This is a genomic window from Comamonas sp. UBA7840, assembly GCF_002501455.1.
Lineage (GTDB): Bacteria > Pseudomonadota > Gammaproteobacteria > Burkholderiales > Burkholderiaceae_C > Comamonas > Comamonas jiangduensis.
In genome coordinates, this window is record NZ_DLTI01000024.1 from 94,100 (window position 1) to 105,438 (window position 11,339).

Annotated in this window: 6 protein-coding genes and 1 tRNA gene; 2 read left to right on the top strand and 5 right to left on the bottom strand. The window is 55.9% G+C overall.

Features of this window, described 5'->3' with window-relative positions:
- Positions 1-86: 86 nt before the first annotated feature.
- The 5 genes from sbcB to dnaE all read right to left on the bottom strand — a co-directional run bounded on the left by sbcB (position 87) and on the right by dnaE (position 9,718).
- Positions 87-1,535 (bottom strand): exodeoxyribonuclease I, encoded by a 1,449-nt coding sequence (gene sbcB, locus B3R00_RS09215; RefSeq protein ID WP_286998761.1) that lies wholly within the window; start codon positions 1,533-1,535, stop codon positions 87-89.
- A gap of 185 nt (positions 1,536-1,720) precedes the next feature.
- On the bottom strand, positions 1,721-3,136 hold the full coding sequence (gene cls, locus B3R00_RS09220) for a cardiolipin synthase (RefSeq protein ID WP_286998762.1): 1,416 nt from the start codon (positions 3,134-3,136) through the stop codon (positions 1,721-1,723).
- 153 nt (positions 3,137-3,289) lie between these two features.
- Positions 3,290-5,629, bottom strand: a complete 2,340-nt coding sequence (gene clpA, locus B3R00_RS09225; RefSeq protein WP_286998763.1) for an ATP-dependent Clp protease ATP-binding subunit ClpA — start codon at positions 5,627-5,629, stop codon at positions 3,290-3,292.
- A gap of 62 nt (positions 5,630-5,691) precedes the next feature.
- Positions 5,692-6,060, bottom strand: a complete 369-nt coding sequence (clpS, locus tag B3R00_RS09230) for an ATP-dependent Clp protease adapter ClpS (RefSeq protein ID WP_376747674.1) — start codon at positions 6,058-6,060, stop codon at positions 5,692-5,694.
- Positions 6,061-6,169: 109 nt separating this feature from the next.
- Complete coding sequence (dnaE, locus tag B3R00_RS09235) at positions 6,170-9,718, bottom strand: DNA polymerase III subunit alpha (RefSeq protein ID WP_286998765.1); 3,549 nt, start codon at positions 9,716-9,718, stop codon at positions 6,170-6,172.
- Positions 9,719-9,914: 196 nt separating this feature from the next.
- Here dnaE and B3R00_RS09240 point away from each other — a divergent pair, with 196 nt between their 5' ends.
- Positions 9,915-10,709 carry an outer membrane protein assembly factor BamD gene (locus B3R00_RS09240; protein WP_286998771.1) on the top strand — a complete coding sequence of 265 codons (795 nt, stop codon included), beginning with the start codon at positions 9,915-9,917 and terminating at the stop codon, positions 10,707-10,709.
- Positions 10,710-10,859: 150 nt separating this feature from the next.
- A tRNA-Val gene (locus tag B3R00_RS09245) sits at positions 10,860-10,936 on the top strand.
- Positions 10,937-11,339 lie beyond the last annotated feature (403 nt).

Below are 11,339 nucleotides of genomic sequence, written 5' to 3' on the forward strand. Positions count from 1 at the left end.
GCCTTCATATTCAAAAAAATAGCTGCCAGCGCTTAATGGATAAGCGCTAGCAGCCAATTTCAGCCCCATCAAAGCAGTCTAAAAAACTAGACCTCGGGCACCACCGCTTCGGCCCAGTCATACAGCGCACCCAGAATTTCTTCGGCACGCTCGTCGTCCACGGTTTCTTGCAAGGCATCCACCTCGGCAAACATTTGCTGCGCCGTGCGGGCACCACCCTCGCCGTGGATCAGCGCGGCGGCGCAACGCTGCTGCCAGCGGGCAGTTTCTGCAGCGCTAAGGCTCTCAGGCCAATTGCGGGCGCGCCAACGGAACACCAGCTCGGCCAGCCTGGCATCGTCAAACCCGGTTTTATCGACGGCCAGCTCTTGCGGGTTGAGCGCTCGCAACTGCGTCAGGCGACGGCGGTCTGCGGGGTTCACAAAACCGTTGTAGAGGTCTTGGTCTACATCCTGCGGGCCATGGCCTTCCAGACGGCTGTACACCTGCTTCCACAGCACACTCATGTCCGGCAAGGCTCGCGCTTTCACGGCGTTGTCAATGCACGCCTGCATGTCAATGCCCCAGCGCGCTGCCATCTCTGGCGTCAGCGTTTTGAGGTTGCGCACCACCATGGGAGATTTGTTGATGTGGATGCCCTTGATGGGCAGGCGCGTGATGCCTTCGGGCAGGTCTGCCGTTTTGGTGAACATGCGCAGGCGCAGGGTTTCAGCGTCCAAGCTGGCCAGCTCGCTGGGGTCGGCCTGCAAGTCCCAGCAGATCATTTCGTTTTTGTTGGTGGGGTGCTGGGCCAGCGGCCACATCACGGCAATGCAGCCGCGCTGGGGCGGGATCATGCCACTCACATGCAAGAACGGGCGCACATCAATTTGCTCGGCCGGCAGGCCCATCTCGTGCAGCACCTTGTCTTTTTTGCGCAGGCCAAAGGCAAATTCAAACAGCTTGGGTTGGCGATCGCGGATCAGCCGCGCCAGCGCGATGGTGGCGCGCACGTCACTGAGCGCATCGTGGGCCTGATCGTGCGCCAAGCCGTTGGCGCGGGCCAGGTCTTCGAGCTTGAAGCTGGGGATGCCGTCTTCCTTGGTGGGCCACTGAATGCCCTCTGGGCGCAGCGCATAGACCATGCGCACCACGTCCAGCAGGTCCCAGCGGCCACAGTCGTTCTGCCATTCGCGTGCATACGGGTCGATCAGGTTGCGCCAAAACAGAAAGCGCGTCACCTCGTCGTCAAAGCGGATGGTGTTGTAGCCCACGCCGACGGTGCCGGGCTGGGTGAAGGCGGCCTCGATCTGGCGCGCAAAGGCATCTTCGGGCACGCCTTGCTCCAGACATTGCTGGGGGGTGATACCGGTGATCAGGCAGGATTCGGGGCTGGGCAGGTAGTCCGGCGCAGGCTGGCAATACACCATGATCGGCTCACCGATCTCGTTGAGTTCCAGGTCCGTGCGAATGGCCGCAAACTGCGCGGGCCGGTCATAGCGGGGGTTGGCACCAAAGGTTTCGTAGTCGTGCCAGAGAAATGTGTGTTCAGCCATGGGTTGGGAGTATGCCTGTTTGCCGCCGCCACGCAGGTGTTGCGCGTGGGGCTTGAACTACCCCGGCAAAGGGGCAACGTTAGGAAGTAGAATAAAAAGAGCAGCTAGCGCTTGATTTACTTAGCTTTCAGATAGTTTTGTTGCTGAAATCATTGCTAGACAGTCGCCGCCAGCTCTCTTTTTATTTACAGCAGCGGTGACATCAGCCGCGCAGCGGAATCGCCCAGCCGCTGCCAAAAACTCTGGGGCCGCGCATAACCCACACGCCGCGCGTGCTTGAGGTCTTCCACAAACTGCTGCTCCAGCTTGGCTGCGAAGGCCTCGCCATACACCACGGCACACACTTCGTAGTTCAGGCGAAAGCTGCGGTTGTCAAAGTTGGCCGTGCCGATGATGCCCACCATATCGTCCACCACCATGGTTTTTGAGTGCAGCATGCTGCGGTGGTACTCAAACACCTTCACGCCACACGTAATCAACTCGTCAAAGTACGAGCGCGCCGCCGCCGTCACCACCCGGGAATCTGATTTTTCAGGCACCAGCAAGCACACATCCACGCCGCGCAACGCCGCGTTGGTCAACGCCAGCATGGCCGCTTCCGTCGGCACAAAGTACGGCGTGGTCAACCATAAGCGCTTGTGCGCAGCGTGAATGGCCGACACATGCACGCGGTGGATGGCTTCCATGCTGCTGTCGGGCCCAGAAGCCATGATTTGCACCACCTGGTTGCCATCGGGCAAATCTGGCAGCAAAGCGTTGAAATCCGCAGGTTCATTTTTGCGGTTGTAATCCAGCGCATAGCTCCAGTCTTCCAAAAAGACGGTTTGCAGCCAGTTCACCACCGGGCCTTCCAGGCGCACATGCACATCGTGATAGGCATCCTGCAAGATGCGTTTGTCTTCTTCGTCGGTGATGTTGACGCCGCCGGTGTAGCCAATGGCGCCATCAATCACCACAATTTTTCGGTGAGTGCGAAAGTTAATGACAGGGCGCACGCGCCGCCCAAATTTGGTGGGGTGAAACAGTGCGAACTCACCGCCCGCCGCTTCCAGCGCTGCATAGTATTTGCGAGACAGCCTTTTGGAGCCCAGCGCATCCACCAGCAGCCGCACCGTCACCCCTTCTCGCGCTTTTTGGCACAGCAGCGCAATCAAGCGCAGCCCGGTCTCATCAGGCTCAAAAATATAGTATTCGAGATGGATGTGGTCTTTGGCCTCACGCACGGCATGCATGATGCTGTCGAACGTGGCAGCGCCACCGACCAGCAGCTCCACCTTGTCCGCTGTGCTGACGGGGAAGTTGGTGGAAGCCGTGACCAGCTTGACCACCTGGTGCAAGCGCTCCGGCGCCGCAGGCACCTTCTCTTTGAGGCGCGCAATACTGGCGCGCACGCGCGAGCGGCGGCGGCTGCGCAAACGACGCAGACGCTGGCGCTTCAAGCGCCGTGGACCCAAAAAATAGTAAATACCAATGCCAGCCACCGGCAGCACCGCCATCGATAGCAGCCAGCTCAAGGTGGCGACCGGCGCACGGCGCTGTAGCAAAATCCACACGCCAACAATCACAACATACAGTGACCAGGTAACAGACAGGATCAGCATGACATGTTCATGCGTGAACCACTGCGTGATTGCCTCCACATCTCCTCCTGCGCGGTATTGGTAACGCCGACTGTATCCTGCTTGGGCACCTTCCAAGGCCAGCCATAAAAAAACCGACAGCTTATCGGCTGTCGGTTTTAGGTGCAGTTCGGTTTATTCCGAAGCAGTGGCCTGTTGCGGCTCTGCCGGCTCGGACTTGCCCTCTGGCTTGGGCAATGGCGTGATCTCCAAGATCACATCGCCCTTGCCTTCATTGGCCTCGGCGTCCCAGTCCACTTCCAGGCGACCACCGTCCACCAAGCGACCAAACAGCAACTCATCAGCCAGTGAGCGGCGGATGGTGTCCTGAATCAGACGCTGCATGGGGCGTGCGCCCATCGCAGGGTCAAAGCCCTTGGCCGCCAAGTGCTTGCGCAGCTTGTCGCTGAAGGTGACTTCCACCTTCTTCTCACCCAGCTGATGCTCCAGTTGCAGCAAGAACTTGTCCACCACCCGCAAAATGATTTGCTCATCCAAGGGCTTGAAGCTGACGATGGCGTCCAAACGGTTGCGGAACTCTGGCGTGAACAGACGTTTGATGTCCGCCATTTCATCGCCCGGTTGCTTCTGGGTGGTAAAGCCCATCACCGACTTTTGCATGGCCTCTGCGCCGGCATTGGTCGTCATGATGACGATGACGTTGCGGAAATCTGCTTTGCGGCCATTGTTGTCCGTCAGCGTGCCATGGTCCATCACCTGCAGCAGCACGTTGAAGATGTCGGGGTGCGCCTTCTCGATTTCGTCCAGCAGCAGCACCGAGTGCGGCTTTTTGGTTACCGCTTCGGTCAGCAGCCCGCCTTGGTCGTAGCCCACATAACCCGGAGGCGCGCCAATCAAACGGCTGACCGCATGGCGCTCCATGTACTCCGACATGTCAAAGCGGATCAAATCCACACCCAAGATGTAGGCAAGCTGCTTGGCCGCTTCTGTTTTGCCAACGCCTGTGGGGCCGCTGAACAAGAAGGAACCAATCGGCTTTTCGGGCTTGCCCAAACCGGAGCGTGCCATCTTGACCGCTGAGGCCAGCACTTCCAGCGCCTTGTCTTGGCCAAACACCACGCTCTTGAGGTCGCGCTCCAGCGTTTGCAGCTTGCTGCGGTCATCGTTGGAGACGTTCGCAGGGGGAATGCGTGCAATCTTGGCCACGATGTCTTCAATCTCGGCGCGCGTAATGGTGCTCTTGCGGGTTTCAGGCGTTTTCACGCGCTGCGCTGCGCCCGCTTCGTCAATCACGTCAATTGCCTTGTCAGGCAAATGGCGGTCATTGATGTACTTGGCCGACAACTCCGCCGCCGCTTGCAGCGCTTCTGCGGCATATGACACACCATGGTGCTCTTCAAAACGGGGCTTCAGACCTTTGAGAATTTCAATGGTCTCAGGCACAGTGGGCTCTACCACGTCTATCTTCTGGAAACGACGTGACAGTGCCGAGTCTTTCTCGAAAATGCCCCGGTATTCCGTGAAGGTGGTTGCACCAATGCACTTGAGCTGACCGCTGGACAGCGCGGGCTTGAGCAAGTTGGAAGCATCCAACGTACCGCCAGAGGCTGCGCCCGCACCAATCAGGGTATGGATTTCGTCGATAAACAAAATCGCATTGGGCTTGTCGCGCAGGGTTTTGAGCACGCCTTTCAAGCGTTGTTCAAAGTCACCGCGGTACTTGGTGCCTGCGAGCAAAGCGCCCATATCAAGCGAGTACACCACCGCTTCGGACAGTACTTCAGGCACTGTGCCTTCAGTGATGCGCCATGCCAAGCCTTCGGCAATCGCAGTCTTGCCCACACCTGCTTCGCCCACCAGCAGCGGGTTGTTCTTGCGACGGCGGCAGAGGATCTGAATCGTGCGCTCCACCTCGTATTCGCGACCGATCAGCGGATCAATCTTGCCCTCTTTGGCTGCCTGATTGAGGTTTTGGGTGTACTGCTCCAGCGGGGAAGCTTTCTCCGCACGCTCCGCACCCATGCCTCCTTCTTCGCCTTCCGCCGCCGAATCTGCCTTGGCAGGCTCAGGCGGATCGCTCTTGCGAATACCGTGGGCAATGTAGTTGACAACATCCAGACGTGTCACACCTTGCTGGTGCAGGTAGTACACCGCGTGTGAGTCTTTCTCGCCAAAAATAGCCACCAATACGTTAGCGCCCGTGACTTCCTTCTTGCCATTGCCTGTGGACTGCACATGCATGATGGCGCGCTGGATCACCCGCTGGAAACCCAGCGTGGGCTGTGTATCGACCTCTTCGGTGCCAGACACTTGGGGTGTGTTGTCTTTGATGAAATTGCTCAGCGAAGCACGCAAATCATCGATATTGGCTGAGCAGGCACGCAATACATCTGAGGCGCTGGGATTGTCCAGCAGCGCCTGCAGCAAATGTTCAACGGTAATGAATTCGTGGCGCTGCTGACGAGCTTCCACAAATGCCATGTGCAAGCTGACTTCCAGTTCTTGGGCAATCATGTACGAACTCCTTTGTGCTTGCGGTTTATGAGACTGTGTGTATAGGTCGGGGCGAACACCATTTATTCAATAGGCTCGCTCACAGCTTGCAAGGGATGCCCTGCCTGCTGCGCAGCTTGCAATACCTGCTCTACTTTGGTGGCTGCGATATCGCGGGTATAGACGCCGCATACGCCACGCCCATCTAGATGGATTTTGAGCATGATTTGCGTCGCCTGTTCCCTGTCTTTACTAAAGAATTCTTGTAACACCATGATCACGAACTCCATCGGAGTGAAATCATCATTGAGCATGACGACTTGGTACATCGGAGGTGGCGCAACTTTTTGAGTGCGCCGCTCCATGACAACCGAGTTGCCATCATCCTCATGAGAGATCTGGTCTGGCGAAGAAGGGCGGTATGGAGGTTGTTGGGTAGCCATGAATTTCATTCTAGCGATCAGCCCATGGTTATTCTTCATAGAGTCATCTGGGCTGGCAAAGGGAGGTTTTGAGCAATCTCTTGTAGGACGGCATGGGTTCCTGGACTACACGTCGCAGTTAAGCGCCCCGCCACACAATCTGGCAGCCCGTATTCCCCACTTCGGCCCGCCATGCGGCCAATGCAGCGTCACTGGGGTAGAACTTGTGTTTGTCTCCAACGTCCAGCTCAGCCACTGCAGCCACGCCCTGCGCTTCACAGCGCACGCCAAGCCGTATCTTGAGGCCATGGCGCAACTCGCCTTCCTCGGCACGCTCCAGTTTCGCCGGGAACTCGCGCAGTATGCGCAAGACATCGGGAACTTTGTGGGCAGCATCTACTTGCAAATAGCGTGCAAAACGGCAGCGGGCATCTGCCAAGCCCAACACTTTTTGCGCTTTGACCCGCAAACCACCGCTGAAATGGTCGTGCTGGACGCGGCCGGTGATGACGACAAACTCGTCATCTTTGAGCAAGTCACTGTGTGCATTGAGGGTGGCCTCATCAATCGACGCCTCCAACACAGCAGTTTTGTCGTCCAGTTTAAAGAGACAAAGCTTGCCGCGCTGTCCGTTGATGACGCGCAAATCACTGACAATGCCCGCCAGCAACTGCGGCTCGCGGCTATCACCTAACTCGCTCAACGGTGTACGAATGAAGTTGCGCACTTCATGTTCCACCTCATCAAACAAATGTCCTGAGAGATAAAAACCAACTGCCGTTTTTTCTTGCGTCAGCCGCTCCTTCACCCCCCATGGCAACACCTCCGCCAAGGCCGGCTCCTGGTTGCTCGAGCCCTGCGCATCATCACCCATCATGTCAAACAAGCCGCCTTGGTTGGCATTGGCCAGCTGCGCATTGGCATAATCAAACGCAGTATCAATGGATGCCACCAACGCCGCACGATCCAGATGAATGCTGTCAAAAGCACCTGCTTTAATCAGTGCCTCTAAAGTACGCTTGTTGAGTTTGGTGCGATCAACGCGAGCGCAGAAGTCACACAAGCTCTTGAAGGGGCCTTTGACATGTGCGTCAGGCCCCACGCCATTGCCCTCCCGGGCGGCCACAATCGCCTCAATGGCATGCTGGCCCGTACCTTTGATCGCACCCAGCCCATAGCGAATGACCTTGTCGGTCACTGGCTCGAAGCGGTAGAAGCCGCGGTTCACATCGGGCATTTCAAAGCTCATGCCCATCTTCAAAGCATCTTCAAACAACACCTTGAGCTTGTCGGTGTTGTCCATTTCCACGGTCATATTGCCGCAGTAAAACTCAGCGGTGTAGTGCACCTTGAGCCATGCCGTATGGTAGGCCAGCAATGAATAAGCAGCAGCGTGCGACTTGTTGAAGCCGTAGCCCGCGAACTTCTCCATCAGGTCAAACACCTCACCCGCTTTGTGTTCATCAATGCCTTGTTTGGCAGCGCCTTCGCAGAAAGTGGCGCGGTGCTTAACCATCTCCTCCACTTTCTTTTTGCCCATTGCACGGCGCAACAAGTCCGCACCACCCAGCGAGTAACCACCCAGCACCTGGGCCGTCTGCATCACCTGCTCTTGGTAAACCATGATGCCGTAGGTCTCAGACAGCACCTTCTCTACCAGCGGATGCGGGTACTCAATCACCTCGCGACCATGCTTACGCGCCACAAACGATGGAATCAGGTCCATAGGTCCGGGGCGGTACAAAGCGTTCAAGGCAATCAAGTCTTCCAGACGTGATGGCTTTGCATCACGCAGCATGCCTTGCATCCCGCGCGATTCAAACTGGAATACCGCTTCTGTTTTACCTTCCTGGAACAGCTTGTAGGTGGGGTAGTCATCCAAAGGAATTTCTTCAAACTTGAAGTTCTCCTGCCCCTTGTGGCGCTTGATGATGAATTCGCGCGCAATTTCCAAAATGGTCAAAGTTGCAAGACCCAAAAAGTCGAACTTAACCAGACCAATTTGCTCCACGTCATCCTTGTCCAACATCGCCACCGCTGACTCGCTGCCCGGCTGCTGGTACAAAGGACAAAAATCCGTCAATTTACCCGGCGCAATCACCACACCACCGGCGTGCATGCCGATGTTGCGAGTCATACCTTCGAGTTTTTGCGCAAGCTCAATCAGACTTTTAACATCTTCTTCTTGCTCAATGCGCTGCGCCAACAAAGGCTCAGCCTCAATCGCGTAGGTGTATTTATCACCCTCTTTTTTGGGGTTAGGTGGGTATTTCAGCGTAACGTGCAGGCCGGGCTTATTGGGAATGAGCTTAGAAATACCATCACAGAAGGTATAGCTCATGTCCATTGCGCGCCCGACGTCACGGATCACCGCGCGCGCTGCCATGGTGCCGAAGGTCGCAATTTGGCTGACCGCATTGCGTCCATAGCGGTCTTTGACATAGTCAATCACTCGGTCACGATTGGCTTGGCAAAAGTCCACGTCAAAGTCAGGCATGGACACGCGCTCTGGGTTCAAGAAGCGCTCGAACAGCAGGTTGTAATAAATCGGATCCAGGTCGGTAATCTTCAGCACATACGCCACCAAAGAGCCTGCACCCGAGCCCCGGCCCGGCCCCACAGGGCAGCCATTGTTCTTGGCCCAGTTAATGAAGTCTGCCACGATCAAGAAATAGCCAGGAAAGCCCATCTTCAAGATGATGCCCAGCTCAAACTCGAGGCGCTCCACATACTCAGGCCGCTTCTGGCTGCGCAAAGCGGCATCTGGGAACAGCAATCTCAGGCGGTCTTCCAAGCCTTCGTAAGATGCACGACGAAAGTATTCTTCAATCGTCATATTGCCCGGCGCAGGAAAATCAGGCAGGTAATAGGTGCCCAACTTGAGCATCACGCTACAGCGGCGTGCAATTTCCTGCGTGTTTTCAACCGCCGATGGAATATCAGCAAACAGCGCCTCCATATCGGCGCTGCTTTTGAAATACTGCTCACGTGTGAAGCGGCGTACCCGACGAGGATTGGCCAGCACCTCACCCTCAGCGATACAAACCCGCGTTTCGTGAGAATCAAAGTCTGCAGGCTTAGAAAACTGCACCGGGTGCGTCGCCACCACTGGCAAATTCAGTCGGGCTGCCAATTGCACCGTGTACGCCACCACAGCTTCATCTTCTGCTCGGCCTGCACGCTGCACCTCCAAATAGAATCGGTGCGGGAACATGCCTGCCAACTGCAACGCCAAATCAGCGGCCCCTTGGCTGTCACCGCGCAGCAATAACTGCCCAACAGGCCCCGCGTTGGCTCCAGAGAGCAAGATCAATCCTTCGCCAAGTTCTTGCAACCACTGCCATTTGAAAAATGGCTGAGCCTGTACTTTGGAGACATTACCCGTCCAGCCGCGCGCCAGAATTTCTGAAAGATTGTGATAGCCCTGCTGACTTTGCACCAAAACCAGCACACGACTGGTTTCACTGTCTGGGCTCCAGCCTTCCATATTGAGCTCTGCGCCCAAAATAGGTTTTACGCCTTTACCACGCGCAGCTTTGTAGAATTTCAAGCTGCCGAACATATTGTTCAAGTCAGTAATGGCCAATGCTGGCTGTCCATCAGCCGCTGCGGCATTGACGACATCATTGATACGGCAGGTTCCGTCAATGACGGAAAACTCGGTGTGCAGACGCAGGTGAACAAACATGCCCGCATTGTAGGAACACACCGCACGTTGCGCCCCAACTCTTTGCATGCCCATATCAATATGGGGCCGCACAAAGCTTGCGATCCGAAAGATTTAGCCCTATACAATGCAGCACGCATTGCAGACGCTTCCTCATGCAGTGGAAGCAGTCGCCTCACTAGAACTTATGACAAACTCTGTCCGAAAGCTGTTCGCCATGCCGCGCATTTCACGTCCTGTTCTTGCCGTTGTTTTTGCAGCGGGCCTGTTGGCTGGTTGTTCCTCGACCAAAGAAGATCCAACTGCCAACTGGACCCCAGACCGCATCTACACCGAAGCACGCGACGAAGTTCAAGCTGGCGGCTTTGATAAAGCAGTGCCGCTGTTTGAAAAACTGGAAGGCCGTGCTGCAGGCACGCCGCTGGCACAGCAAGCGCAAATTGAAAAAGCCTACGCACAGTACAAAGCCGGTGAAAAAGAACAGGCCCACGCTACGCTGGATCGCTTCATCCGCCTGCACCCAGCCAGCCCCGCGATTGACTATGCGCTGTACCTCAAGGGTTTGGTGAATTTCAACGACAACTTGGGCATGTTCGCGTGGCTGTCACGCCAGGACTTGTCTGAGCGCGACCAAAAAGCTGCCAAGGATTCCTACCAGTCTTTCAACGAACTGGTGACACGTTTCCCTCAGTCACGCTACGCACCTGATGCGCGCCAGCGCATGACCTACATTGTCAACTCGCTGGCCCAGTATGAGGTTCACGTGGCGCGCTACTACTATTCGCGCGGTGCTTACGTGGCAGCGATTGCGCGTGCGCAAACCGCACTAGCGGACTACCAAGGTGTTCCTGCTACCTTAGAAGCCTTGGACATTCTGATTAACTCCTACGACAAGTTGGGCATGAATGATTTGCGCGATGACGCCAAGCGCGTGCGTGACAGCAACTACGCCAACACGCCTGATGCAACCCAGACACCAGGCAAAAAAGATCCTTGGTGGAAGCTTTGGTAAATCGCACTCTGACATAACCAGCCGTAGGCTCGAACCACATGCAGCGCACAGTCAGCCATTGATGCAAAACACGGGAATTGGGCAGACTAATTGCCGTTTTCCCTTAAAGCGCCTTGAAATACTGCTATAGTTAGCGCTTCGAACAAAGACAGGCGCATAGCTCAGTTGGTTAGAGCACCACCTTGACATGGTGGGGGTCGTTGGTTCGAATCCAATTGCGCCTACCAAACATCGCAAGCATTAACCAATGCTTGAAAAAGAAGTGCCCGCTAACAAGCGGGCATTTTTTTGTACGGAATACGGAAGAAGTACGGAAAACTTCTACAAACACACCCGTACAAAGCAGCACTTTTCAGCACAAAAAAGTGTTGTCTACATAGAACACCCCCACCCGTCCGATTCCCACCCAGTTGCGCTTTAGCTTGGCAACAAACCATCAGATCTTGATCTGTATGCAAGGCTGTTCTTTACTGTGAACTCACGCCCGCTATGCAGGGCTATTTCGGTTTCAGGCTGGTTGCTACCGTTCACTTCAGGGATGTCAATGACTGCTGTTGCCCAAAGCAGTCATTGGATTCGGGCTTCCTTGTAGGGCTGCTCCAGCCCTGAATGAACCGCCCCGGGTTTTGA

Bases quoted from the DNA above. Each gene is read 5' to 3' on its own strand.
- sbcB (WP_286998761.1), bottom strand. From the start codon at position 1,535: ATGGCTGAACACACATTTCTCTGGCACGACTACGAAACCTTTGGTGCC.
- cls (WP_286998762.1), bottom strand. From the start codon at position 3,136: ATGCTGATCCTGTCTGTTACCTGGTCACTGTATGTTGTGATTGTTGGC.
- clpA (WP_286998763.1), bottom strand. From the start codon at position 5,629: ATGATTGCCCAAGAACTGGAAGTCAGCTTGCACATGGCATTTGTGGAA.
- clpS (WP_376747674.1), bottom strand. From the start codon at position 6,060: ATGAAATTCATGGCTACCCAACAACCTCCATACCGCCCTTCTTCGCCA.
- dnaE (WP_286998765.1), bottom strand. From the start codon at position 9,718: ATGTTTGTTCACCTGCGTCTGCACACCGAGTTTTCCGTCATTGACGGA.
- B3R00_RS09240 (WP_286998771.1), top strand. From the start codon at position 9,915: ATGCCGCGCATTTCACGTCCTGTTCTTGCCGTTGTTTTTGCAGCGGGC.